This window comes from Niallia sp. Kr1 (assembly GCF_050389805.1).
Classification (GTDB): Bacteria; Bacillota; Bacilli; order Bacillales; family Cytobacillaceae; genus Bacillus_BD.
In genome coordinates, this window is sequence record NZ_CP130945.1 from 4865001 (window position 1) to 4890695 (window position 25695).

Sequence of the window (25695 nt, forward strand, 5' to 3'; positions counted from 1 at the left end):
TGTTTGCTCCCCACGCTTTCGCGCCTCAGCGTCAGTTACAGGCCAAAAAGTCGCCTTCGCCACTGGTGTTCCTCCACATCTCTACGCATTTCACCGCTACACGTGGAATTCCACTTTTCTCTCCTGCACTCAAGTCCCCCAGTTTCCAATGACCCTCCACGGTTGAGCCGTGGGCTTTCACATCAGACTTAAAGGACCGCCTGCGCGCGCTTTACGCCCAATAATTCCGGACAACGCTTGCCACCTACGTATTACCGCGGCTGCTGGCACGTAGTTAGCCGTGGCTTTCTGGTTAGGTACCGTCAAGGTACGAGCAGTTACTCTCGTACTTGTTCTTCCCTAACAACAGAGTTTTACGATCCGAAAACCTTCATCACTCACGCGGCGTTGCTCCGTCAGACTTTCGTCCATTGCGGAAGATTCCCTACTGCTGCCTCCCGTAGGAGTCTGGGCCGTGTCTCAGTCCCAGTGTGGCCGATCACCCTCTCAGGTCGGCTACGCATCGTTGCCTTGGTGAGCCATTACCTCACCAACTAGCTAATGCGCCGCGGGCCCATCTGTAAGTGACAGCCGAAACCGTCTTTTAGCTTACCAACATGAGTTGGTAAGAATTATCCGGTATTAGCTCCGGTTTCCCGAAGTTATCCCAGTCTTACAGGCAGGTTGCCCACGTGTTACTCACCCGTCCGCCGCTAATCTTTGGGAGCAAGCTCCCTCAGATTCGCTCGACTTGCATGTATTAGGCACGCCGCCAGCGTTCGTCCTGAGCCAGGATCAAACTCTCCAATAAAGTGTTTGATAAAGCTCATAAAGTTTGTTGCAATTAAGCAACTAGTTTTTGTTACATATAGTAACTAGAATTAACGTTGACGTTATCTGCTTTGTTTAGTTTTCAAAGAACAATCCGTCGTTGTTTTAACGACTTTTTGAAGTCTATCACTTAAATTCGTTGAAGTCAACTGTTTTGCAGAAGTTTTTTAACTTCTCATCTCAGCGACATGTATTAATATATCATCTACAATCGCCGAAGTCAACTTCTTTATTAAAACTTTTTTTAACCTATTTTTTAACTATATTTATTGCTCTATTAAAAAATAAGGGCAACGAAGAAATATATTATCATCTCTACAAACAGAAATCAATTATTTTTTTACAAAAAACTTTTCTCAAAACGAAAGGAGTTTTAAAATTAATTCATCTATATAAGGAAGCTTTATTTTTACAGCTTCTACTTGTAGTTTTTTCACCCTTATCTTTATATACATTTTGGTTATATTACTATTCACCCGCTAAACTTGAGAACCTTTCAACGTCTACTCCATTATCAATTCGTCTTTGACAGAATGTATAACGAAGTAATTGTAGTATGTCGTTATAGCCTCTATGCCTATATTGACTAAACCTTTCTTATTATTTAGTACGATGCTCTTCTCCAGAATCAGTTATATCCCCTATGACTGTTACCTCACCCGCACAAAACATAAGCGCCCGTTTTATCTATTAATCGATCATCCTAACACTACACGTAACAGTATACCTTTTTCCCGTTTTACACGACATAAACATAATTGCTACTATAATAGTAGAATTCGACACGTCCTATCAGGAACTTTTTAAAGAAAGAGTGAAAAAATTGCGAGAGGTTTATTTAGATAATAGTTCTACGACCAAGCCATATCCAGAGGTAAAAGATAAAATAGTAGAAATGCTCACGAAGTTTTATGGGAACCCCTCCTCCACCCATCGTCTTGGCAAAGAAAGCAAGCAGGAAATGGATAAAGCTCGAAAAATTATTGCTGATTCACTCCAAGTAGACCGAGATGACATTTATTTCACATCAGGAGGAACTGAATCGAATAATTTGGCTATTAAAGGGGCTTGCCTTGCTAATTCACGTCAAGGAAACCATATTGTCACAACCGTTGCGGAACACCCTGCTGTCACAAAAACAATCCGGGACCTAAAAAGACAAGGATGGGAAGTTACCTATATTCCAGCACTAGGTGGCAAACTCGATTTGAACGAACTGGAAAAAGCAATCAATGAGAAGACTGTTTTGGTGAGCACCATGTTAGTCAATAATGAAACGGGATTTATTTTTCCGATAAACGAAATCAAACAAATCATCCTGTAAAAGAATTCCTCTGCCTTGCTTCATTATGATGCTGTACAAGGATATGGAAAAATAAACTTCACAGCTGCAACTCTTGGAGCTGACCTAATCTCAGTTAGTGCCCACAAACTCCACGGTCCTAAAGGAACAGGCGCTCTGTATGTAAAAAAAGGAACTAAAATGTTTTCACTTCATCTTGGTGGAGGTCAGGAAAAGGGGGTGCGATCTGGTACCGAGAGCACACCTTTAATCGCTGGTTTTGGGAAAGCTGTAGAATTTAATTTTTCTAGTATGGAAAAGGATGTCCAGCAGATGAAAGCAGTACGTGATTATTGTATGGGCACGCTGACAGACCAGATTCCTAGTGCTGTGATTCATTCAAACAAGCAAGGAGCACCGCATATTGTAAATTTCTCCTTGCCGGGACTTTCTAATAATGAGGTTGTAGACTATCTAAGCTCTCGAGAAATCTCTATTTCTAGTGCTGCAGCTTGTAAATCTAATCATTCTCGTGGACCTTCGATGCTAGAATCACTTGGCTTTAGCCGTTCTCTTGCAGACAGCGCTCTAAGAGTGAGCCTTTCTCCACATAATACTGAATCGGATATTAACGAATTGGTGGGTGTACTAAAGGAATATCTACAAAAGACCCTATGAGTCATTACATCATAGGGTCTATCCTCGTTGAAAAAACTTCCTAGTATACCGCTATCGCATAGCGACTATTTGGAAGATATTTAACGACCACCATTTCATCTTTTAAATTTGAATCGAAATAAATCTGATCAATAGATAAATGAGAAGTTATAATTTCGATTCCATCAACCTCAAACGAATCTACATATGTTGTCTCTGAACTTTTAGGGCGATTGTAGTCAACCCTGATAGGCTTTCCTATAATGACTTCATACTTTCCTTGTTCATAAAACTCTTTATCACGAAGTAATTGAATACCGGTAACCATGCTAGAAATAGTAGTCAATAAAAACAAACCCCCGAAAAAACCTAGCGCAATCTTCCCCGCTTTTCTTTGAATTAGAAAAATACACCCAATCATCGCAGATGAGAGCAACAATGCAAAGCAAGTAACCATTAATTGAATAAAAACATTGCCCCAAACCATATGTTCTGAGAATTGGTTGGCTAATAACATCGAAATGACAATACCTGCAACTAATGCAGTAATTAGACAAGTCATGCTAAACGATTGTATTTTTTTAACCCTTATATTTTGTTTCTTTTTCTTTCGCTTTTTTGACATCATTATGACCACCCTATTTGTAGATTATCATATTACCCTAATTTTCAGATTAATTATGATGCAAATAAGATCGATAGTCCCAAAATAAAAAAACACATCGGTCATCTCGTACTAATTCCGTTCATATCGGAAAAAGCACTACATGTTTGATACGCTGTCAAAACTCATTTGCAATTAAATACACTAGGATTTCTCTGTGTCCGTTCTCTTGAAACTTATAGTCTCTTTCAATCGTATATAAAGTCATAAGATTGTTATTGGGAGGACCGAAAATGGAAATCAGTTTATTTCAAGAAAACATGGAAACGTTGCAGAATTCGGGTGGAAAGTGGGTAGATAAACGCCTCGTGATGATGACAGCTGCGCAGAGTGCGGCAAAAAAGAAAAGAATCATTTCTTCTGATTTTCGAAATGTAGTAGAGAAGGTGAAAAAAAGTTCATCTGCGTTTTCACCATTAAGAACCATTACCTTTTCCATGGCAGGACTCATTTATGTAAAAACCAATCATTATGACGAAGAAATTGAACGATTACATCAAAACTATAAGATACTTAGGAATAATGGCTTCGCTTCCTCCATGTATACATATATCGCGGCGATCCTAATGGAAAGGGATACTGAAGCGAGACGCCCTAAAGAGATTTATGATGAAATGAAAAAATATCATCCTTTTATCACTTCATACAATGATTATCCAGCCGCTGTGATCATTGCCAAACAGCCTGAACGGGTTTCGGAATTAGTAGAAACTGCTGAAAAATATTATACAGCTTTCGATGAAAGAGGTTTTTACAAAGGGAATGATTTACAGTTATTAGCCAATATGCTTGTGATGAACGGGACCTACTCACAGGAATTAACGAGAAAAGTTATTAAGGCTAAAGAATCATTTGAACAAAGCCGTTATAAGGTTAAGGGGATGCATTATCCTTCTCTTGGGATTATCGCTCTCTCAGATCAAACAAATAAAGCTGTGTCGTTGGTTCAGGAACTAACCGCATTAAAAACGTTTAGATGGTATAAAGACATGGCTCTAACCATTTCATCTCTATTTGTATCACAAGATTATGCAGACGCTTCGGCAGGAATCACCGCTGCTATGGAAGCTATGATTCAGGCCCAACAAGTAGCCATGATTGCCGCTACATCTGCAGCCGTTGCATCATCAACGGGCTCTTCATCTAGTGAATAGATTTGTGGACCTTGAGGGACAGGTCCATTGACCCATTTCTACAATTAACTGAGTCACTTACCTGTCCCCCTGTCCCATTCTATTTTTTCACTGAATTATTCATTTCATTTTCAATCCGTTTAAAGTATAAGTAGGAGCCGTACCAAAATAGTAGATAGACCACAATGAAGATTCCGATTCCGATGAGAATCGTAGATAATTCAAACGGCACCCAGCCCATATAGATGGCAAGGGCTAACCAAGTGATCACCGAGATGAGAAAGTGAACAACCGTTCTCTTTAAAGGACTCCAATCTTCAATGTCAAAAATAAGGGACGCGCATCCAAAGTAAATTCCCATCACCATACTGCCTAGCATATTCTTCCATACGATCGGAATCGAAACCTGAACATCCTGCAACATCATTACCGTTAATATAGCAAATGTGAAAATAGCCGCAAATCCCAAACCAAGCATACTTCTTCTAACCATTTCAACGATCATATTCCTCAACTCCTAAAATCAGTTTTCTTTTTAACTCATGAACATATTTTCGCGAAACATATTCCTTACTACCTGAATGAAAATACACACATAGGTTACCGTTAAAGGCTAATTCAAAGGAAACCATATTATTTAGATTTCCAAGAGCTGATTTCGATAAGCGACAAAATCCATGGCTCTCTAACAACTCTTCGGCTTCATATAATTTCATAGTTAGTTCTATTGATTTCTGATTCATCGAAGCATAGACTTTACGATTTTCAGCAAATATAAAGTCGATCTCACTAGGAGAAAGGAGAACAGATTTACCTCCTTGGACACCGATGATTCGCTTTGGCGTTTGATATTCTAACTTTCTTATTAGCTCTTCAAGTTCTTTCGACCATTTCTTTGCATGAATCGTCACGGTTGTTTCATCGTATTTTTCATTTATATCTATATTTACTTTCATTTCATCCCCTCTCTTTCTTCTCACTCTTACTATACTAAAAATACAAATATAAATTTCAGATTGTTGAATAACATTTGTTTTTAAATGATTAATATGTTGAATTGGATGAATGAACATTAAAAGAAGATTCGAGAGCAGGTAGGCTTTTTCTCTTATCAAAAGAAGTTTGAGGAAATGAGTAGGGGGAATTAATTATTACCGCTTTTTACGTTTTAACCTTTGTATCTCCTGGTTATCCTTATACCAATAGCTCCTTTCGTATTTTAGCTCTGATTTGGTTTAACCAAATGAACCTACGTTTTACGAAAAGGAGCTGTTTTTTCTAGAAAGTGCTACACTTGAACGTGGAATTCTCTTTAAAATGAATAAAGATGCCCTACGACTCATGCCATCCTTTTAATATCTCAATCAGTTCATCATAGGTACCTTTATTAGACAGTACCCAGTCCCCGCCATCTAAATAAGTAATGGCACTACCATCGAAACGAGAAGCCTTCAACCCTAATTCCTTTGCAAAAATTAATTGTGCGGCTAAATCCCAGTTTCCCGATTTGGATGTGGCAAAGGCTGCAAACTTCCCTTTTATGACATGAATGCTATCAATACCGCCACAGCCAAAATAGCGAATATCAAAGGATTCCTGAGACAATTTTCCAAAACATTCTTTTCCGTACCATTCCCTCACGTTGACTGAAATCAATCCATCCTGTAAGGAGATTTCAGGTGGTTCTGTCAGTTTTTCATGATTCAAAAAAGCCCCTTCGTTCTCAATCGCATAATATAAATCTTCGTTCATGACATCAAGGATATATCCAAGTTTCCCTATGTCATTTTCATAATAAGAGATTAATACACAAAAATGGTCACTCTGTTTCACAAAGTTAGCCGTCCCGTCGATCGGGTCAATGGTCCAGACATGCTCTCTGTTTTCATTCAATGGAGGTAATGGCGACTCTTCCCCAATAATCATATGATTGGGATAGCTCTCAGTAATTTTACCTACAAGAAAATCTTGCACTTCTTTATCCATGTTGGTAACAAGATCTTGACGATGTGCCTTCTCCTCAATTTGTAGGACTTGCGATAATGATCGTTTAATAAAAGGCACAAGTTCATCCAACCATTGAATAACTTGGGTATGTACGCTTTGAATATTCTCCATCCTAACAACTCCATTCTAATACTAAATTTTGGATGGTGACAGGCACCTTCCATTTTATGGAAGGTGCCTGTCACCCTATCTAGAAGATAGCGCCCTTCATCAAATTCATTTCAGCCTCGGTAGTTGGTCTTTATATTGTTGTCGCAATTCACTTAGCTTCTCTAAATTCCGAAGTGATTGTTTTTCGAGTTGTTGACCGATGCCGAGGATGAAGTTTTCGATTAGAAAAGTAGGGGCGATCATGGAGTGGAATTCCCCCAGCTCCCCACGATTCGAGTAGAACACGTAATCACCGCTATCTTGAAAATCTGAAATTAAGCAATCCGTCACAATAATCGTTTTGTAGTTTACCTTTTTGGCATAATCCAATAAGACGCTTGCCTCTCGGTTCATCGACACAAATCCGAAGATGAACACCACATCCTCTTTCCTGAAATGCATTAAGGATTCAAAAATCTCATGACCACTTTTAGGCAAAATCTCAATATCTAAACCAAACCGTGCTAAGCGATGTTTCATTAATATCCCAAGTCCTTCTGCTGAAGAAGGAGCATGAATATACAGCCTCCTACATTGGGACATCAACGTAATAGCCTCTTTAAACTTCTCTACATCCAGTGATTCTAAGGTATTAACGAGTTGACTCTTCGTCATCGATAGCAAATGTTCATGAACTTGCAATTTTTTCTGTTGAATTTGCAACAATGAATTTTTCAATTTATTTTCTGGTGAAACCATTTCTTGGTCTTTTATTGTCGCTTTAAAGGATTTGAAGTTATCAAAGCCGATATTTTTCCAAAATCTCGAAATCGTTGCATTGCTTACCCCTAAGGATTTCGCGATCTCCGTTTCTGTATAGTACAGAACATGCTCACCATTTTTTTCGATAAAATCCGCAATTCTTTTTTGACTAGCGGTTAGTTTGGAAACATCCCATTTTATATCCATTTTCTTGTTCCCTCCTATAAACACTTTATCACATTATGAAAAATATTTTTCATAAAAATAATAATTAAAAATACCTTACAATTTTCATATCATTCCTTAACGTCCTCTTAACAATCCATCCCTACAATGAATGTGAATAAAGAATTTGAGGAGGAGAAGAAGTTGTTAACGAAAACAAAACCGTACCAATTAACACAGTCACAAAAAATGATGGTCTTTATTTTATCGATGTGTCTTTATGGTCTTAGTAACATGTTCACGGAGCTTGTTCCATCCCTTCAATTGGGACCGATTGAACTTTCTATCGATGCTTTTGCTTTCATTCCTTTAGCGTTATGTATGCTGTTCCATCCCCTTTATGCTGCAATTGGTGCTTCTACAGGGGAATTAATTTTCGGTGAGCTCATGTTAGGGCAATTTGGTGGAATTGGTGAAGTTGAAAAGTTTATCTTATTTGCCCTTGGAATGGCGATTGGCGGAATGATCGTTCGTAACCCTCAAAGCAAATCACAAGTAGCCATTGGGGCCATTGCAGGTTATGGAATCTTCCTCGTGATCGCTACCCTAGTTGATATTTTAAAGGTTGTCATTGGGGTTGAAGAGTTTGAAGCCGTACCAGGATTAGCGGAAAGTATCTTTGTCGTAGAAGGCGTGGAATTTTTAACCGATTTGATTTTCTCAGGTACCTTATTTGCCCTACTTCCTACTTTATATTTAGTACCACGGCTATATGGAAAAATCGAACCGTTGCTTGGAATGAAGCCTCGAAACAACAAAATGAATTATCCAATCAAGGAGATAATAACACCGAAGTTTATTGGAGTAGCCATTGTACTATCTATCATGGCATTTATTTTTGAAGCATTATCAGAATCTGATATTGAACTATTGGTTTGGGAACCAGAATTTGTTGAGGTGTACGGGGCTTCATTTATTTGGATCATCATTGGCGTAGCAGCCATTTGCTCTGTTGCTATTATTCTATTTTTATTAAAAAAGGGGAAAGAAACCAATATAAACGAGGATATGAATAAGAGTGTCTAAACCGTTAATTGAAATTCGCAATGTTTCCTTTCAATACCCTGGAAGCGAAAATAAAGTATTAGATGATGCTAGTTTAATTGTTGAAGAAGGAGAGTTTCTCGCCATTATTGGCGGGAATGGATCAGGAAAGTCGACTCTTTGTAAAACGATGAACGGATTGATCCCCCACTTTTATGTAGGAGAATTCGAAGGAGAAGTGGAAAGTGATGGCCTGCTTACTTCCAATCATCCTGTAGCGACTCTCTCTAAATCAATTGGATATGTGTATCAAGATTTTGAAAACCAACTGCTTCGCCCAACTGTTCTTGATGATGCCTCCTTTGTCCCATTAAATTATGGGCTGGAGGACTTTAAGGAACGGGGAAAATGGGCGTTGCAGGTCACAGGTTTGAGCGATTTAGCCGATGAGTTTGTCTGGCAATTAAGCGGTGGTCAAAAGCATTTACTTGCATTAGCAGGTGCAATTGCCATGAAGCCTAAAGTGCTAATCATCGACGAGCCGATTGCCCAGTTAGACCCTCAACATGCCAAAACGATTTATGACGTCCTGAAAACGTTAAATGAGCACTACGGGACAACGATCATTGTGATTGAGCATCATACCGAATTTATTGCTAATTATTGCAAACAAGTCGTTCTGATGGATCAAGGGAGAATTCTTTGGAAAAAAGACGTTCGTGAAGCGTTATGCAGTGTAGAGGATCTTATACAACGACAAATTTATCCCCCGCAGGTGACGTTAGCAGCTCATGAAATTAGTGGAGAGGGAAACTACCCCATTACATTAGAGGAAGCGGTCGACTATTTCGGAGTCCAGCCTAAGATTCGCTCAATTAAATCTCCATCTACAGAACGGATAAAACAATCTGTTTTACAGTTAAAAGATATAACAGTTAGTTATCGAACCCTTAAAAGGCATCGGAAAATAGCGTTAAACTCGGTTTCTACTACCTTTTTCAAAGGGGATCAAATCGCACTCGTTGGTAATAACGGGGCTGGAAAATCCTCTTTATTAAAAGTGATAAGTGGAGTCACGAAACCAACAGATGGAATCATGGAATTGTTTGGGGAACGTATTAAAAAACATACACCAGAAGCGATGGTCAATCATGTCGCTTATGTGTTTCAGAATGCTGAGGAAATGTTTATTGATGATAGTGTACGGAAAGAAATTGAGTTCTATTTAAAAGCTAGAAAAGTAGAAGATTCCTCTCTTGTTGACAAACTATTAGAGGATTTCGATTTAACTCACCTGCAGCATCAGGATGCTCGTTTGTTAAGTGGTGGTCAACAGCGCCGGGTCTCATTAGCCATTGGAGCAGCAATGCGCCCTTCGATTATTATTCTTGATGAGCCCACGGCCAATTTAGATATTGCAACAAAAGCTAGGGTTATAGGAATGCTCGAAAAGCTTAAAAAACATGTGGATACGATTATCATTGCCACCCATGATATGGGGCTTGTAGCCGAATGGGCTAACCGTATCCTTGTCATGAATGGTGGCGAATTAATTGCGGATGATTCCAGCGAAGCGATTTTTCAGCAAGATGAATTACTTGAACGGGCCAATCTGGTACCGCCACAAATCATTCGACTATGTCAAAAGCTGAATGTTCCTTACTGTCCAACGGTCGATTCCTTTGTTGACTATTGGAAGGGATTAAAGCGAGGTGTTTCCGTTGGAAATTAGTAAATTCATAGATGACAAGTTTTCTCTTGAATATGTAAAAGGAGAGCTCGTTCGAACAGCTTATAGTACCGAGGTGAATCTCTTAACCAAGCTTGATCCTCGTGTCCTTTTGCTTTGGTATTGCTACTTTGCGATTGTGCCTTGGTTTATTCATAGTCACGTTGTATTAATTGGTTACTTGCTGCTCATGGTTTTTTTAACTTATAAGGCGAAGGTCAGTCCGTTGATTCTAACGGTATTAGGACTTGGTTTATTAGGGGAAATGGTCTTTCTGTTTCTGATTTCACTCTTTTTTGGCGGGAATTTGGAAACCGTCCTTCCAATGTTTTGGCTAAGCATCAAGCTAGGCGGGATCTCCCTTGCCAGTGTTGCCGTTTTTACGAGTCTGAATCCAGAGAAATTTAGCGATGCCTTGTTAAGATTAGGCTTTCCCGCACAATTTTCCTTTAGTGTTGCTTATGGATACCGGATTTTGCCAACCTTACTAGAGGAATTTCAACAGATTATCCTATCCTTTCGATTACGAGGAAAAGCTCCTGACAAAAGTGGTTTTTTCTATTGGCGAAAAATCACGTATTTCTTAATTGTTTTTATTCGTTCCTTTTATCCGTTGATCCTAAATACAGCAAAACGTTCGAGAACAACGGTAGAGGCGCTAGAAGTAAAGGGATTTACGTACGGTGCCAGTAACAAGGATATGGTGAAACTGAAAACAGGTTATCTCAAACTTTCCTATATGGATTACTCATTTATCCTAATCACGATTTTCTATTTAGTCATTGTTCATGCTTTACATTTTGTTTTATAAAGGGGATTATTATGAAATTTGATTTTCACACACATGCGAAACTGTCTAAAAAAGTTGATTTTTCAATCTCTCATTTTGAAGAGATGGCAAAAGGTGCGCTTCAGGCCGGTCTTGATGGCATCGCAGTAACTGAGCATTTTAATACAAGTAATTTCTTTGAGGTTTATGATACAATCGATGCTCATTTCCCCTATGTAGATGGGTTCTATGATGTCTATGGTTTAAAGGTTTTCCCAGGGATGGAAGTAGACGTACTCGAAGTTGGGCATATTTTATGTATTGGAGATGTTCAGGATGTTCGCGATATGCGTAAGGAGCTAAATGATTTTACTGAAAAAGGCTCCTTCATTCCTTTCGCGGATTTATTGGCACTGCGATCCAAATATGAAATGCTCGTCATTGGCGCTCACCCTTATCGCCCTGAAACGTCACTAACCCAGCACGACCCTTCTTTATTAATAAAGTTAGACGCTTTTGATTTAAATGGCAAAGACTTGCATACACGGGGGATTCAAGAAAATATTAAAGATGTGAATGAATTCGCCTCCGCTCTTGATAAACCAGTGGTAGGTGGAAGTGATACTCATCATTATAAACAATATGGAGCCGTCTATACGGTGTTACATCAAACCTGTCGAAATGTATCAGAACTTAAAAATGCTGTTATAAACAGAGAGTTTTTTGTAGAAGTAGCCGAAGATTTACATGAACGTGTGTCTGAAGCCGTCCGACTAAAAGCACTTGCAAAGGAAAAGTTGCAAGAAATAGCTGAATAACTACTAAACGATTCTGCTGATAGATGAGAGGTGTTGGCAGAATCGATTTTACATTTTGTAATAAATGATTATAATCACCCCCGAGAAGCTAGAGATTTCCCATCTCCCCTCATTACACCGCTCTTATAACCTTACTTTAATTACCTTCCACCTTTTCACTATATCTAAGCTTGAAACAAAGGGATGGTTCTAGTGTTCCAGCACAGATAGCTCAATATGGGGTCACACTCTCACTCATACAACTTAATGGATGACTCCATCTGTATCTTTAATGTGATATGTACTCAGTAGCGAAGTGGATTTTTGTTGATTTTATCTTCATAAACTCCATTCTTTGTTTCTTCAACAGCAAGTCCTTTTAAGGTCACTCCGATTGAATGGACAACAATAAAAGAGAGGCCCCCAAAAGTCAACTTTCACCGACCTTTTGGATAGCCTCTTTTGTTTTTATTATGAAGTTATTTTTTCTGACCCTTTTTCGTATCAAATTCATAAACAGCTACTGTTCCTGAAACTTCATGTGTAGCAGCTAGTAAAGCTTTTCCAGTAGGGCTCGTTTCTGCAGGAATAAAGTGTAAACCTTCAGGAGATACATCGCCCTTCACATCTTCACTAAAGTCACGACTTGAGATAAAGGTTACAAATTTAGGCTTTTTAGGATTGCTTAAATCATAAACCATAACTCCACTTGTTCGTTCAAGTGCGATGAAGGCATATGTAATACCGTTGATCTCACCAGTAATTGCCGTTTCGGGCTCAGGTCCTTTAGCAGAGCTTCTTTTATCGTAGCTAATCTCATCATTTGTTGTATTGAAGTAGTCAGGTAATGCCTTAGCAGTCAATTCTTCGAACTCTTTTCCACTGTCATAAACCAATTCCATTGTTTCAGCGTCAAAAATGGAGAAGCTGCGACCACCATAAGAGTATAGTGCCTCATATTTTCCCTCTTCGTTCAGACCATTTTCAAGGGTGATATTGGTTTTAGCTAACTCATCAAGAAGTCCGTTTTCTACCAATCTATCAAGTTGTTTTTGATTATATCCTTCATAGTGTTCCGCATTTAATTGAATAAGGTCCGCAATATCTTTTATACTCGCTTCTTCTGAATAGGCATCGTAATCACGGGCATCTCCTTCATTAGCTGTAACGATATAGGTTTTATCTCCTACAGTAAATGTATCAATGGCATCCGGCATATAGAAGCCTAAAAGCGGGAGTCTTTCAATCTTGGTTTTGTCATCTCTTTTACCATCTAGTTCATTACCCGGTAAAGAATGATCTTTCACTCCTAATCCTTTAACATCGATAATAGTATTGGTTTCAAGGTCAACAGTAGCAATGGCATTGTTCTCTTGAAGGGTTACGTATGCACATTTGCTATCGTCAGATACTGAAATGTATTCTGGTTCTAGTTGTTGAAGAATAGTTCCTTTTGAACTTACTCGAACATTATCATCCAAAGGAACTCCTTCAAATGTTAATGTTATTGCTTGTAAATCCTTTAGTGCTTCTGAATCTAGATTTGTTACATCAATAATAGAAATTGACCCTTCAGGGTCAACACTGTAATCATCATTTGGCTCACCTTCATTGGCGGATAGGAGCTTTGTTCCATCAGGAGTAAAAGTAACCATGTCCGGTAAAGAACCAACTAGAACCTTGGTTAAATATTCACCCTCTTTTGTCAACAATACAACATAACCGGGGTCGGTCTTAGGGTCGCTAACTACAGATAAAGCGATCAAATCTTTAGTAGGATGTGAGGCAACGCTTGTAATGTCTTTTACATTTTCGATCCCAAAATCTTCTAAATAAACTCGTTTCGATGATTCGATTGTGTTAAATTTTTCTGATTCCAAGCTATTAAATGATAGAATATCAAGAGCAGATTCTGCTCCATTTGTGACAAAAGCGCGGTTTAAGTTTTCGTCATAAGCTAAAATTTCAGTTCCACCTTCTCCAGCTCCACTATCATATTGACCCACTTGAGAGACTTTAAGGTGACCGCCCTTATACTGGAAAAATGAAGAAGAATCTTCCGCTAAAACGTTGTAGGCTTGAACACCCGAAAATAGAAGACCTGCTGCTGCGATACCTGTTATGAATGTATATTTTAAGTTCACAATAATTCCTCCGTCTAATAGTTTCATAGAAGAATAGAATAACGAATAAATATTAAATCTATGTGAAGAATAAATAAAATTTTTGTAATATAAAGAAAAAAAGGACCGACCCCATTGCTTTAGCACGTTTGCGCAACGGGAGTCTGACCCCTTTACATTCTATTAATCGATAATGGTTACTTTCACTTGTTTTCGGCCCCACTCTAACGCATCTTCATGGACAGGGATAAATACATCAACTTCATGTCCCTTGATTCCACTACCGATATCCTCAGCTGTTGCGTGCCCATATCCTTCAACGTAAACTTCTGAACCTAAAGGAATCACGGACGGATCCACTGCGATCACTTTTTTATCAGGGTTATTCTTCAGATCCACACCTGTTTTGGTGATGCCAATACACCCTTCGCATTCCGCTGTGTACGCGGTTGCTTCAACCGTGATTTCTTTTCCTGTAGGTGCTTCGGAAGCAGGAGCCTTTGTTGCAGTCATTTTTGCTGCCGCTCCTCCCTGAACAGGCTTTTCATGATCTTGTAACGATTCTTTATTTGTATAAATAACAAGTTCTAATCCTGGATGAATGATTTCTGAAGATAATTGGTTCCACTCCATTAAATCTTTTACTGAAACTCCATAAACCTGTGACATATTCCAGAGGGTATCCCCTTCCTCTATGATTACGTTTTTCATCGGTGAAACCTCAAGAACATCATTGGCATAAATGAGATCATCTGATAGCTGATTCCATTTTTTTAGCGATTCTACGGAAGTATTATATTGTTGCGAGAGTCCCCACAAGGTATCTCCCTTTTGAACCGTGATTTCTTCTGCGTATGTATTTGTACCGACTAACATAATTAAAACTGCTGTTAGAATCGATCCTATTTTATGTTTCAATTTCATTGCCTCCCATTGTTGTAACCTTACGGACAAGCTTAGCATATGAATCTTACACAATAAGGTCAGGGAGATATTAAATTCATGACGAATATAACAGGTTGATAACGAAACATTACAAAAGCATAAGTAACATGGGGACCGTTCTTGTGTGACACAAAACTACCCTTCCATTATACTTAAAGTAAAAAAACAGAAAGGGCAACTATCCATGAACCATTTTTTAGAAAAAGTCGAACCATTTCTTTTGAGTGAGAATGTATTTGTTCGTAAGTATGCAGCAACGATTTTGAAAAACAGTTATCTTGCTACTCCAAATACCTTTTTAATTGCTTTACAATCACATGAAATAAATCCTATTTCATCTCAATCCGTGCTTCCCCATGTTGATTTTATGCCCGTTAACGAAGTTGGGTTGGAAAGGCTCGTAGAAAATAACCCAAGTATGGATCAACATAACTTTTGGATTCTTAGAATCATAAATAAAGTAGAAACAGAATTACTTTTAGCTTATAAAGAATTGTTGAAACCTTATTTGGGAGGCATCTATTTCCAAAACCTCCAAAAAATCAAAGATTTAGATAATGAGGCGCTTTGGATGGAATTTGGGCAAATCATGAACGACCTTGAGAAAAAGTATGACCAGTCGATTTATCATCTTGGCAAAAGAATCGTGAAAGAATTAATTCTTCGCGGAGAAATTCCTCAGTGGGAAATAGAGAATGGAATTCGTACCAATTTAGACGAAAATAACTATCTTAACTATGCAGGAATCTTCAACCTCTATATGGCTGGTGAACTACGAACGGAATCCGTCATTCCTGAATTAGTTCAAATTCTCGATAAAGATGAGGGGGACCTTGCTTTAGAAGAAGCCAGAGATGCTCTTATTAAAATAGGAACAGAGATCGTCATCGATGAGGTGGCAAAGATTGCTTTAAATGAGCCTGCCTTCTATTTCACTATTGAGGTCCTAGCTAAGATTAAAACGAAGAAAGCAGAGCAACTGTTGCTGCATCTCTTCGACAACGCAACCGATCCCACGGCAAAAACAATGATTGCGGACGCTCTTTGCCAACATCTTTCCATTGAAGCCATCCCGAAAGTACAGAAGTTGATAGAAGATGGCTATGATTCAATGTTGCTAGATTTAGATAAATCCCTTTATGCCAATATCGTCATAAATGAAGTAGATCAACCCCATCGGCTAGAATTGGAGAAAAGCTTAGAAGAAGAAGCTCGGCTTCAGGAAGAACGAAATTCCATGCTCGACCCATTCACTATGCCTGTAAAAACCGAAAAGGTCGGCAGAAATGATCCATGTCCATGCGGAAGTGGGAAGAAGTATAAAAAGTGTTGTATGAATTAAAATCGGATAAGGGATAGGGGACTTGTCCCCTATCCCTTATTATCAATTATTTTAGCCTTTAATTGTTCTTCATATTGATACTTGATCATTTCATAATCATTCGGCCAATCCCTTTTCGCATTCTCTAATACTCTCTTTTCAGCCTCATCCGCGGGTTTAAGATCCATAACATCTTCATAGGCTGATACCTGTTGGTTATATTGAAACTCAACCATTGTATAGTCGTTAGGCCAATCATTTACAGCCTTATTTAGTATTTCCTCTTTCACCTTTGAATCAATGTTTAGCTTTAAAAGATTATGATATGATTTCGTTTGTTCTTCTACCTGAAAATCTTGCATAATATAATCATCCGGCCAGTCATGTACAGCCTTTTCCTCAATTTCTCTCTTCACTTTGTTAGCATCTAATTTACTAACCGGATTACTATAGACAGATGGATCCGAAGAGGTTCCAGATGCTGGTTGTGCCAACTCTACCGTTTCCTGATGTGGATTTTCTTTCCCTTGTGCCTCTTTTTCTATTGCTACTGTTTCTTTCATTTCTATTGCGTCATCTTGTTCTGGTTCTGTTTGTTCTACTTTATCTTTATTACTAGTAATAAAGACCACACTAACAAAGGCAAACAGAAATAGCCAAAACCACCATTGCTCATAAAAACGTTTATGGGTTTTCCCATCTCCCCTCATCAACACACCCCAAGAAACGGCATATGCTTTATAAAAATTCTTTAATGTTCCCCTTGTATCTCTTAAATCCCTTTATATGCTTTACGATAGATCTCAGCAAGCTCTGACACAAGTGGCAGTTTAGGATTTGCTGTTGTACATTGATCTTCGAAGGCACGATCCGCTAATACGTCTACTTGTTGTTCAAACTCTCTCTTTTCAATTCCTTGAGATTCGAGGCTCATTGGAATATTTAATTCTTTTGCTAAAGAAATAATGGCTCCAACGAGACTCTCGACTCCTTCCGCCGTTGTCTTTGATGGCAATCCTAGTATTCTAGCAATTTCTGCATAGCGTTCATCAGCAATATAATGTTCATATTTTGGCCAGGTTGCCAATTTTTTCGGCTTTGTTGCATTGTAGCGTATTACATGCGGTAAAAGGATCGTATTGGCACGTCCGTGCGGAACATGGTACGCTGCGCCAAGTTTATGGGCTAAGCTGTGGTTAATGCCAAGGAAAGCATTCGAGAAAGCCATACCCGCTATTGCAGAAGCATTATGCATTTTTTCCCTTGCCTCTTCGTCGTTACCATTCTTATAGGCTCTAGGCAAATATCGAAACACCAATTGTATCGCTTTAATGGCAAGACCATCTGTATAGTCGTTCGCCATAACCGACACGTAAGCTTCGATCGCATGTGTCAATACATCCATCCCTGTATCAGCCGTTACTGATTTTGGAAGGGTCATGATGAATTGAGGGTCAATAATCGCGATATCCGGTGTTAATTCATAATCGGCTAATGGATATTTCATATTGTTGACCTTATCAGAAATAACCGCAAATGAAGTCATCTCTGAACCGGTTCCAGACGTTGTTGGAATCGCTACAAGCTTTGCCTTTGTACCAAGCTGCGGATACTTAATAACCCGTTTACGAATATCCATAAATTTTTGTTTTAACTGGAAGAAGTCAGCTTCTGGGTGTTCGTAAAATAACCACATGCCCTTTGCGGCATCCATTGCCGAACCCCCACCTAGCGCAATGATGACATCAGGCTGAAATTCCTCCATCATCTTTGTTCCATTCATGACGGTTTCAATCGAAGGATCGGGTTCAACTTGTGAAAATATTTGATAGTGAACGTTATTTGGATTCCGCTCAAGATAATAAACAATTTTATCGACATAGCCGAATTGGACCATCGACGGATCGGTCACAATCATTGCTTTAGAGATTCCTTGCATGACTCCTAAATATTGAATCGAATTTTTCTCAAAATAAATTTTTGGTGGAATTTTAAACCATTGCATATTATTATTCCTTCTCGCCATTTTCTTAATATTAATCAGGTGTGCAGCCGTCACATTCACTGAGATTGAGTTGCCGCCATATGATCCACATCCTAATGTCAATGATGGGGTATTCGCATTATAAATATCACCAATGCCTCCTTGGGAAGAAGGAGAATTTGTAATAATTCGACCGGCTTTCATTCTTCTAGCAAATTCATTAAGAACGTCCCTGTTCGTAGAATGAATAACAGCAGAGTGACCAAGACCCCCAAATTCAAGCATTTCTTCTGCACATTTCATTCCTTCCTCTGTGGAATGAACCTTATAGCAGGCAAGAACAGGACTTAGTTTTTCACGAGATAAAGGAAAGTCAGGTCCGACTCCAGCCAATTCAGCAATGAGAATTTTTGTATCCTCTGCAACCTGGATCCCTGCCATTTCAGCAATCTTGCTTGCTGTTTGTCCAACAATCGCTGCATTAACCGTACAAGTACGCTCATTAATCACTAGTTTTTCTACTTTTGCCTTTTCCTCTACTGATAGAAAATAGCAGCCAAGTTTAATTAATTCCCTTTTTGTCTCCTCATAAATTTCTTTATCGATAATGACCGCTTGCTCTGAAGCACAAATCATCCCATTATCGAAGGTTTTTGATAAAACAAGATCATTTACCGCCCGTTTAAGATTGGCTGATTTTTCAATATAACAAGGAACATTACCAGGACCCACTCCAATAGCTGGTTTTCCTGAACTATAAGCTGATTTAACCATTCCCGAACCACCGGTTGCTAGGATGAGAGAAATACCAGGGTGTGTCATCAACTGTTGGGTGGCTTCCATCGATGGAGCCTCAACCCATTGAATACTATGCCGTGGTGCCCCTGCTTTAATCGCCGCATCCCGTAATACTCTCGCTGCTTCACTTGAGCATTTTTGTGCAGATGGGTGAAAAGCAAAGATGATCGGGTTCCGGGCTTTAATCGCGATTAATATCTTAAACATCGTCGTGGATGTAGGATTGGTTACCGGTGTTACTGCACAGATCACGCCAATAGGGTCTGCGATCTCCACAATTCCTTCTAATGGATCTTCATGAATCACTCCAACTGTAGGCTCGTCTTTTATGCTATTCCATATGTACTCCGTTGCGAATAAGTTCTTGATGATTTTATCTTCATAAACTCCTCGTTTAGTTTCCTCGACTGCAAGTTTTGCTAAAGGCATGTGCTGGTCCAATCCCGCTATCGCCATTCCCTTTACAATTTGATCAATTTGTTTTTGATCAAATTGTTTAAATTCCTTTAAGGCCTTTTCAGCGTTGGAAACCAATTCGTTAATCTTATTTAATACAACCTTTCCTTGTGTGAGTTCTGCTTCTTTAATAGCCATGAATATCCTCCTTTATATTGTGAAAGATTGAGCATAATCCTATAAAAAAATAAACCTATTTTGTATTACATGAAAGACCTCCCTTAATGTTTGTGAATAATTGAGCATATCTAGTTATGCTTTTGATTTTAATACAGAAAAATATCAATTGCAATTCAAATATTGTGAAAACTTTTCACCTGATTGTGATGAATATTACAATTCCCTTAAGTATGATTTGCTGTTATGCAACATATCTTTTATAGGATTCTTCTTTTTACCTATTTATCCTATAACAGGGGGTTGAACAATGGATCATCAGCACCATATTCCAGGGCATGTGACATCCGAGCAGTTTAATCAGATGTTAGTTTCACCCGAAGCATTTGCTGCAAGACCTGAAGCTTTAAGTGAACAATTATTTATTGAACGATCCTTAACCGAAAATCGGTTTTGGCTAAGAATCATGAAGGAACATGCCTTCTTCTTAGGGGAAGGTTTTAACCGGAATGATAAACCATTAATTCAACAAGCAGATCGTTTCTATCATTTTTTTGAAGAACAGGAAAAAAAGGCGTATCAAATCGCTCCCAATGCCGATTTGATTCGAAGATTTAATGAAGAAAGCATTGAGTTGGTTCATGGTTTTCGAAACTTTAAACGAAACCTTTTAATTCTCATTGTCAATTGCAAAATCCATGGATTTAACTTTCCACTTCTCGTCGATCATATCGCACGTGAAGCAGAATATTTCATGAGAACGCTTAAAAAGTTTAATAAAGGCATTTTAGATCCGATTCAAGATGCGATTATTAGCGAGAATGTTTTTTGGCTAAAGATCATGATGGAACACTCAAGATTCATTGCTTCCCTGCTCGATCAATCTGAAAGAAATTTAGTAAATACGGCTCGTAAATTTGGGGATGATTTTGAAACACTTCTCAATCAAGCACGGGATGTAGAATCGATGTTATATCGTAAACAGCCTACCTACCCAATTATCGGTAAGATGAATAAAGATAGCGAATCCGCGACCGAAGAGTTGAGGGAGTTTAAAAAAACGGGGTTAGAATTAATCAAATCCTGTCAAATTCGCAATGTCATCGATCCTCTTCTAGCAGACCATGTTGTACGAGAAGCCGGCCATTTCCTTTTTATGATCAAAATGTTGGAAGAACGACTGGAAACTAAAAAGCGCGAGGAACAACAGTAACCTATGACTGGGAGAGGTAAAATATCATTAAAATATCATTAAAAACCAGAGTGGAACCCACTCTGGTTTTTTGCTATAAATCTTCCATTGTTTTATCCTCTTCCTACCCAAAACCATTTACATAGAAACTGTTCATTTTTTTTAACGATTCTACCGTATTTTGCCCAAGGGAAATTTATTTGCATAGAAATTACTTTTATACATTTGTGAAAAAAGGTTTCTGTAGACCCACACGAAATTGCCTTGTTAAGATAGTTACAGAGTTTAGGAGAGGTGATAATATGGATGATCAACAAAAGTATCGTGATTTAAAACTTGGAGAACGCGGGGCTATCATTAGTATTATTGCCTATATTTGTTTATCTGCATTAAAATTAGCGATTGGCTATATGGCGGATTCAGAGGCCCTGAAAGCCGATGGTTTAAACAATACGACTGATATTATTGCATCTATTGCCGTTTTAATCGGTTTGAGGCTTTCTCAAAAACCAGCTGATTTAGATCATCCATATGGTCATTGGAAAGCTGAAACCGTTGCTTCCATGGTAGCTTCTTTTATCATGATGGTAGTAGGGATTCAAGTCTTACATACCGCTATTTCCTCCTTCTTTAAGGGTGGACATACATCCCCTGATGTGATTGCGGCATGGACAGGGATTTTTAGCGCGCTCGTCATGTACGGTGTTTACCACTATAATAAGCGCTTAGCTAAGAAGATTAATAGTCAGTCCGTCATGGCCGCAGCAAAGGATAACCTTTCAGATGCTTGGGTAAGTATTGGAACAGCTGTGGGTATCTTCGGGTCACAATTCCAAATGGCCTGGCTGGATCCATTAGCCGCCGTCATTGTAGGCTTGTTAATTTGTAAAACAGCATGGGATATTTTTCGGGAGGCTTCCCACCAATTGACAGATGGTTTTGACGACGAGGCGATTCAATCGTATAAAAAAACCATTTTAAAAACTTATGGTGTCAAGGGAATTAAAGACATTAAGGCGAGAAACTATGGTAATAATCCGGTTGTTGACGTTGTCATTTTAGTGAATTCGACAATGGATATTACTAAGGCACATGATGTTTCTACGAATGTGGAACAAGCTTTAACGAAAGAACATGATGTTTATTCTGTTCATGTTCATGTTGAACCTAATTAATCATTTCTAATAAAATCCTATAATACTAACAACAAAAACTACCATATAAATAATATTTGGTAGTTTTTGTTATATATGGAAATTGGTCAAAAATAGGGAACAGTCCACTGTCCCCTTATCTCTATGTTACTTATGAAAATTTAATTCTTTCGTCTCCTGTACCGGCGATCTGCTAAAAACTTTAGTTTCCTGCGATTGATCCAGCATAATACTATAATTACAAATGGCATCCACATCATTTCGATCATGTGTAACCATGATGCAAGTCATACCTGCTTTTTTTAGGATAACCCCGAGTTCCTCCCGAATAGACGCTTTTAAGTCCGCATCGAGGTTACTAAAAGGTTCATCCAGTAACAATACATTCGGCTTGGGTGCAAGCGCTCTTGCTAACGCGACTCTCTGCTGCTGTCCACCACTTAACTCATGTGGATATCTGTCCCCGAAATTCTCCATGTGTACAAGTTCAAGCATCTCATCAACACGCTGCCTTCGTTCCTTCCGTGGCATACGGGATAACCCAAAAAGAATATTATCCTTGACCGTCATATGAGGAAACAGGGCATAGTCTTGAAAAACCATCCCAACCCCTCTATCCTCTGGGTGTATAAATTCCTTTTCGCTGACAACCGTATGTCCCGCAATTTTGATCGTTCCCTTCAACGGCAACTCAAGGCCTGCAATTAACCGGAGGATGGTACTTTTTCCGCTACCACTTTGTCCTAAGATGCCAACGATTTCCCCTTTTTCGATTGAAAAGGAAAGATCATTAATCACTGGAGCCTCTTTTCGGGAATATGAAAAAGTAAGACCTTCTACATCTACAATACTCATTGTTTCACCTTCTTACTTATCATTTGTAACAATACAATCGATAGTATACTAATCGCTATAATTAAAAGAGAAGAGATCGAAGCCTCATAGATTTGCTCATCATTTGCATATTGATAGGTTTTGGTGGCCAATGTTTCAAAGTTAAAAGGTCTTAATAACAAGGCCAATGGCAACTCTTTACATATTTCAACGAATGTGATCACAAAGCCGCTAATGATCGATCCTTTAATTAAGGGAAGATCGACTTTAAAAAACGTTTTCGTTACACCTAGTCCAAGCATTCTGGAAGCTTCCAAATATTTTGTTCCTATTTTCTCAAATCCAACTTCAACTGCATTAAATCCGGTTGCCATAAATCGAATAAAATAGCCGACAATTAACATGATTAACGACAAACTTAAAATGAGGGGTGCTTCCCCTAATCCCATATAGGAGTACAAGGGGGCGAGCCACTCATCCAGTGAGATAAAAACAGCCAGCACGCCAATCGCAATAATCGGTCCAGGAATTGAGTAACCCGTTGTCACTGATTTTGATAAGATAAATGAAAAGGTAGAATGAGTTCGGTTAATATTTGCTACCACAATTGAAAAAATCAAAATCATGACAGTTGATATCACTGCCACATATAAAGTTTGATTAATCAAAGTCAAGAATGCTGGATCCCACACTTTTTCAAAAGTCATTACTGCCCAAAATATCAACTGTACGAGGGGAATGAGAAATCCAATTAAAAAGATCATACTGCAATACCCGAAAGCTGCTATACCTCTCGCTCCTTTGAGCTTAACAGGGACAAGAGGTCTTGATTTACTACTTAAATGATATCGCCGACCTTGTCTAAGTAATCTTTCCAATATAAAGATTCCCACAATAATCAACATCAACCACGCAGCCAATCTCATCGCTGAATGGACATCGTACATTCTAAACCATGTTTGAAAAATAGCCGTCGTAATGGTGTGAATTCCTAAAAAGCTAGTCACCCCATAATCTCCTAGTACTTCGTAGATGACTAAAACGGTCCCTCCGATGATCGCAGGTCTTGATAGAGGAAGTACCACTCTAAAAAAAACAGATAATGGTTTACCTCCTAATAACCTTGCGCTCTCAATATAGGATGTACTTTGATTTTCAAGAAACGCTCTGGTAATCATGTACACATACGGATACAAAAACAATGTAAAGATAAAAACAGCTCCAGGAATTCCTGCAACAGTCAGCCATTCTGGATTTATTTGATAGTCAAATTGATTTCTTAATGTTGATTGAATGACTCCTGTATAGCCCAACATGGTTCGATACGTATAGGTGGCGATAAAAGTTGGAATTGTTAAAGGTAGCATTAGTCCCCATCGAAAAAATCGTTTGAGAGGAAAATCATAGGCCGCAATCAGCCAAGCTAAACTAACTCCTAAAAAGGTTGTAAGAATACTGGTCAGCACGACAAGTATAAGGGTATTTGCTACATAATTTTTCAATAGATACTGACGAATATGTAACCAGTTTTCATTCGGTTCTTGAAAAATTGAAGAGAAAATAAAAAGGATAGGCAGTAGAATCACTACTGCCCCAACGATACTCAAAAACCACCAACCGTTAAACTCTTTTTTAATTTTACGTTTAATCAGTTCTGTTTTCATTTTTACTTCCAGCCTGTTTTATTAAAGATTTCGATTGCCTTTTTATTATGCTCCCCTAAAGTATCAAAATTTAATTCTTGTATTTTGAAATCTCCCCAGCCCTCTAGTAATTCCGGCTTAGCCGCTTCAGGATTTACAGGAAACTCATAATTTTGAGCTGATAAGAGTTCCTGAGCTTCGGCACTTGTCATGTACTCAATTAATTTAATCGCATTTTCTTTATTTTTACTATGTTTGGTTAAACCAATTCCACTAATATTAACATGTGTTCCATTCGTTTCTTGGTTCGGGAAGAACACTCCAATACTATCAGCCACTTTTCTATCTTCAGGATCTTCAGAATTAGCTAGTAAACCAACATAGTATGTGTTCATGATTGCTACATCACCTGTTCCTGCAGCAATGGCTTTCGCTTGATCACGGTCACCGCCATCCGGCTGACGGGCAAAATTGTTTACGATTCCTTGTGACCATTGTTCTGCTTTTTCTTCACCGTTTAATTCAATGAACGATGCCAATAAAGATTGGTTATATAAACTTGTTGAAGAACGAACTAATACTTTGCCCTTCCATTTATCACTTGTTAAGTCTTCATAAGTAGACAATTCTTCTGGTGAAACTCTGTCTTTTGAATAGGCGATAATACGTGCTCTTGTTGCCAATCCAATCCAGTTATTATCAGTATCCCTCATATTTTCAGGAACGTTTTCATTAATTACGTCTGAAGTAACCGGTTGAAGAATGTCATTCTGTTTAGCATTAGCCAAGACCCCGCCATCTACTGTTACAAATAAATCAGCTGATGTGCTTTCGCCTTCACGCTTGATTCTCTCGATCAGCTCTTCAGCTTCCCCTTTTACTACATTTACTTCAATGCCAGTTTCTTCTGTGAAATTTTTATAAATTTCATCATCTACTTCGTAATGTCTGGCCGTATAAATATTCACTTCTTGTTTTTCAGGTTTGGAGGCTGCTTCATCACCTGATTTGTCACTTTGGTTTGCTGCCCCACAACCAGCTAGTCCAATCGCTAAAACGGAACTAACTAGGAAAGGCTTGAATAATTTTGATAGATTCATGATCGTATCTCCTTTTCCTTCAAGTAGAATATTGAAACTGATAATCATTATCAATTACTATATTTTTATTTTACAAACATACCTATTATCTGTCAACAGAAAATTTATACATATTGCGA

21 protein-coding genes, 1 rRNA gene and 1 pseudogene (1 of these 23 cut by a window edge) are annotated in these 25695 nt (G+C 38.5%); 9 read left to right on the forward strand and 14 right to left on the reverse strand.

Going from position 1 to position 25695, the window contains the following annotated elements; genetic code table 11:
- Window positions 1–790, reverse strand: a 16S ribosomal RNA gene (locus tag Q5760_RS24130) (it extends 760 nt beyond the left edge of the window).
- 834 nt (window positions 791–1624) lie between these two features.
- Here Q5760_RS24130 and Q5760_RS24135 point away from each other — a divergent pair.
- Window positions 1625–2770, forward strand: a pseudogene (locus Q5760_RS24135) (cysteine desulfurase family protein).
- A gap of 40 nt (window positions 2771–2810) precedes the next feature.
- On the opposite strand, the gene Q5760_RS24140 reads toward Q5760_RS24135, so the two are convergent.
- Complete coding sequence (locus Q5760_RS24140; protein ID WP_428910036.1) at window positions 2811–3374, reverse strand: hypothetical protein; 564 nt, start codon at window positions 3372–3374, stop codon at window positions 2811–2813.
- A gap of 272 nt (window positions 3375–3646) precedes the next feature.
- Here Q5760_RS24140 and Q5760_RS24145 point away from each other — a divergent pair, with 272 nt between their 5' ends.
- Complete coding sequence (locus tag Q5760_RS24145) at window positions 3647–4567, forward strand: DUF4003 family protein (protein WP_428910037.1); 921 nt, start codon at window positions 3647–3649, stop codon at window positions 4565–4567.
- Window positions 4568–4646: 79 nt separating this feature from the next.
- Here the strand turns inward: Q5760_RS24145 and Q5760_RS24150 are convergent, their stop codons facing one another.
- The 4 genes from Q5760_RS24150 to Q5760_RS24165 form a co-directional block, all read right to left on the reverse strand.
- A complete protein-coding gene (locus Q5760_RS24150) occupies window positions 4647–5051 on the reverse strand; it encodes a DUF3021 domain-containing protein (protein WP_428910038.1) in 405 nt (134 codons plus the stop codon).
- On the reverse strand, window positions 5041–5619 hold the full coding sequence (locus tag Q5760_RS24155; RefSeq protein ID WP_428910039.1) for a LytTR family DNA-binding domain-containing protein: 579 nt from the start codon (window positions 5617–5619) through the stop codon (window positions 5041–5043). The genes Q5760_RS24150 and Q5760_RS24155 overlap by 11 nt, the downstream gene beginning before the upstream one ends.
- Window positions 5620–5878: 259 nt before the next feature.
- Window positions 5879–6664 carry an inositol monophosphatase family protein gene (locus tag Q5760_RS24160; protein WP_428910040.1) on the reverse strand — a complete coding sequence of 262 codons (786 nt, stop codon included), beginning with the start codon at window positions 6662–6664 and terminating at the stop codon, window positions 5879–5881.
- 105 nt (window positions 6665–6769) lie between these two features.
- The gene (locus Q5760_RS24165; RefSeq protein ID WP_428910041.1) at window positions 6770–7612 is read right to left on the reverse strand and encodes a MurR/RpiR family transcriptional regulator; all 843 of its coding nucleotides are present in this window, start codon (window positions 7610–7612) and stop codon (window positions 6770–6772) included.
- A 162-nt stretch (window positions 7613–7774) separates the two neighbouring features.
- Between Q5760_RS24165 and Q5760_RS24170 the strand changes: the two genes are divergently transcribed.
- Genes Q5760_RS24170 through Q5760_RS24185 form a run of 4 tightly spaced genes read left to right on the forward strand, consistent with a single transcriptional unit; the run spans window position 7775 to window position 11930 of the window.
- Entirely contained in the window at window positions 7775–8656 is an 882-nt protein-coding gene (locus Q5760_RS24170) for a cell division protein FtsQ (protein WP_428910042.1), read from the forward strand.
- Window positions 8649–10346: an ABC transporter ATP-binding protein gene (locus tag Q5760_RS24175; RefSeq protein ID WP_428910043.1), complete on the forward strand. Its 1698-nt coding sequence runs from the start codon at window positions 8649–8651 to the stop codon at window positions 10344–10346. The genes Q5760_RS24170 and Q5760_RS24175 overlap by 8 nt, the downstream gene beginning before the upstream one ends.
- Window positions 10336–11154 (forward strand): energy-coupling factor transporter transmembrane component T family protein, encoded by an 819-nt coding sequence (locus Q5760_RS24180; RefSeq protein WP_428910044.1) that lies wholly within the window; start codon window positions 10336–10338, stop codon window positions 11152–11154. Before Q5760_RS24175 ends, Q5760_RS24180 begins: the two co-directional genes overlap by 11 nt.
- A gap of 11 nt (window positions 11155–11165) precedes the next feature.
- Window positions 11166–11930, forward strand: a complete 765-nt coding sequence (locus Q5760_RS24185; RefSeq protein WP_428910045.1) for a PHP domain-containing protein — start codon at window positions 11166–11168, stop codon at window positions 11928–11930.
- A gap of 284 nt (window positions 11931–12214) precedes the next feature.
- On the opposite strand, the gene Q5760_RS24190 is transcribed toward Q5760_RS24185, so the two are convergent.
- The 3 genes from Q5760_RS24190 to Q5760_RS24200 form a co-directional block, all read right to left on the reverse strand.
- Complete coding sequence (locus tag Q5760_RS24190; protein ID WP_428910046.1) at window positions 12215–12343, reverse strand: hypothetical protein; 129 nt, start codon at window positions 12341–12343, stop codon at window positions 12215–12217.
- 45 nt (window positions 12344–12388) lie between these two features.
- Window positions 12389–14053, reverse strand: a complete 1665-nt coding sequence (locus Q5760_RS24195; protein WP_428910047.1) for a choice-of-anchor I family protein — start codon at window positions 14051–14053, stop codon at window positions 12389–12391.
- Between the two features lie 162 nt (window positions 14054–14215).
- Window positions 14216–14956, reverse strand: a complete 741-nt coding sequence (locus Q5760_RS24200; RefSeq protein WP_428910048.1) for a LysM peptidoglycan-binding domain-containing protein — start codon at window positions 14954–14956, stop codon at window positions 14216–14218.
- Window positions 14957–15197: 241 nt separating this feature from the next.
- On the opposite strand from Q5760_RS24200, the gene Q5760_RS24205 reads away from it, so the two are divergent.
- The gene (locus Q5760_RS24205; RefSeq protein WP_428910049.1) at window positions 15198–16319 is read left to right on the forward strand and encodes an SEC-C metal-binding domain-containing protein; all 1122 of its coding nucleotides are present in this window, start codon (window positions 15198–15200) and stop codon (window positions 16317–16319) included.
- A gap of 29 nt (window positions 16320–16348) precedes the next feature.
- Here Q5760_RS24205 and Q5760_RS24210 read toward each other — a convergent pair whose 3' ends face one another.
- Together Q5760_RS24210 and adhE are read right to left on the reverse strand one after the other, a co-directional pair.
- Window positions 16349–17008, reverse strand: a complete 660-nt coding sequence (locus Q5760_RS24210) for a hypothetical protein (RefSeq protein WP_428910050.1) — start codon at window positions 17006–17008, stop codon at window positions 16349–16351.
- A 62-nt stretch (window positions 17009–17070) separates the two neighbouring features.
- Window positions 17071–19674 (reverse strand): bifunctional acetaldehyde-CoA/alcohol dehydrogenase, encoded by a 2604-nt coding sequence (adhE, locus tag Q5760_RS24215; RefSeq protein WP_428910051.1) that lies wholly within the window; start codon window positions 19672–19674, stop codon window positions 17071–17073.
- A 289-nt stretch (window positions 19675–19963) separates the two neighbouring features.
- Here adhE and Q5760_RS24220 point away from each other — a divergent pair, with 289 nt between their 5' ends.
- Both Q5760_RS24220 and Q5760_RS24225 read left to right on the forward strand, forming a co-directional pair.
- Entirely contained in the window at window positions 19964–20866 is a 903-nt protein-coding gene (locus Q5760_RS24220) for a DUF2935 domain-containing protein (protein WP_428910052.1), read from the forward strand.
- 281 nt (window positions 20867–21147) lie between these two features.
- Window positions 21148–22020 (forward strand): cation diffusion facilitator family transporter, encoded by an 873-nt coding sequence (locus Q5760_RS24225; RefSeq protein WP_428910053.1) that lies wholly within the window; start codon window positions 21148–21150, stop codon window positions 22018–22020.
- A 126-nt stretch (window positions 22021–22146) separates the two neighbouring features.
- Here the strand turns inward: Q5760_RS24225 and Q5760_RS24230 are convergent, their stop codons facing one another.
- From Q5760_RS24230 to Q5760_RS24240, 3 genes are read right to left on the reverse strand one after another with little or no spacing between them, the layout of a single operon-like run.
- On the reverse strand, window positions 22147–22854 hold the full coding sequence (locus Q5760_RS24230; protein WP_428910054.1) for an ABC transporter ATP-binding protein: 708 nt from the start codon (window positions 22852–22854) through the stop codon (window positions 22147–22149).
- Window positions 22851–24497, reverse strand: coding sequence for an ABC transporter permease (locus Q5760_RS24235; protein WP_428910055.1), 1647 nt, complete (start codon window positions 24495–24497; stop codon window positions 22851–22853). The genes Q5760_RS24230 and Q5760_RS24235 overlap by 4 nt, the downstream gene beginning before the upstream one ends.
- Before the next feature lie 2 nt (window positions 24498–24499).
- On the reverse strand, window positions 24500–25576 hold the full coding sequence (locus Q5760_RS24240) for a Fe(3+) ABC transporter substrate-binding protein (RefSeq protein WP_428910056.1): 1077 nt from the start codon (window positions 25574–25576) through the stop codon (window positions 24500–24502).
- Window positions 25577–25695 lie beyond the last annotated feature (119 nt).

What these genes read in the sequence shown, in the direction of transcription:
- Q5760_RS24140 (WP_428910036.1), bottom strand. Translation starts at nt 3,374, where the DNA reads ATGTCAAAAAAGCGAAAGAAAAAGAAACAAAATATAAGGGTTAAAAAA.
- Q5760_RS24145 (WP_428910037.1), top strand. Translation starts at nt 3,647, where the DNA reads ATGGAAATCAGTTTATTTCAAGAAAACATGGAAACGTTGCAGAATTCG.
- Q5760_RS24150 (WP_428910038.1), bottom strand. Translation starts at nt 5,051, where the DNA reads ATGATCGTTGAAATGGTTAGAAGAAGTATGCTTGGTTTGGGATTTGCG.
- Q5760_RS24155 (WP_428910039.1), bottom strand. Translation starts at nt 5,619, where the DNA reads ATGTTCATTCATCCAATTCAACATATTAATCATTTAAAAACAAATGTT.
- Q5760_RS24160 (WP_428910040.1), bottom strand. Translation starts at nt 6,664, where the DNA reads ATGGAGAATATTCAAAGCGTACATACCCAAGTTATTCAATGGTTGGAT.
- Q5760_RS24165 (WP_428910041.1), bottom strand. Translation starts at nt 7,612, where the DNA reads ATGGATATAAAATGGGATGTTTCCAAACTAACCGCTAGTCAAAAAAGA.
- Q5760_RS24185 (WP_428910045.1), top strand. Translation starts at nt 11,166, where the DNA reads ATGAAATTTGATTTTCACACACATGCGAAACTGTCTAAAAAAGTTGAT.
- Q5760_RS24200 (WP_428910048.1), bottom strand. Translation starts at nt 14,956, where the DNA reads ATGAAATTGAAACATAAAATAGGATCGATTCTAACAGCAGTTTTAATT.
- Q5760_RS24210 (WP_428910050.1), bottom strand. Translation starts at nt 17,008, where the DNA reads ATGAGGGGAGATGGGAAAACCCATAAACGTTTTTATGAGCAATGGTGG.
- adhE (WP_428910051.1), bottom strand. Translation starts at nt 19,674, where the DNA reads ATGGCTATTAAAGAAGCAGAACTCACACAAGGAAAGGTTGTATTAAAT.
- Q5760_RS24220 (WP_428910052.1), top strand. Translation starts at nt 19,964, where the DNA reads ATGGATCATCAGCACCATATTCCAGGGCATGTGACATCCGAGCAGTTT.
- Q5760_RS24225 (WP_428910053.1), top strand. Translation starts at nt 21,148, where the DNA reads ATGGATGATCAACAAAAGTATCGTGATTTAAAACTTGGAGAACGCGGG.
- Q5760_RS24230 (WP_428910054.1), bottom strand. Translation starts at nt 22,854, where the DNA reads ATGAGTATTGTAGATGTAGAAGGTCTTACTTTTTCATATTCCCGAAAA.
- Q5760_RS24235 (WP_428910055.1), bottom strand. Translation starts at nt 24,497, where the DNA reads ATGAAAACAGAACTGATTAAACGTAAAATTAAAAAAGAGTTTAACGGT.
- Q5760_RS24240 (WP_428910056.1), bottom strand. Translation starts at nt 25,576, where the DNA reads ATGAATCTATCAAAATTATTCAAGCCTTTCCTAGTTAGTTCCGTTTTA.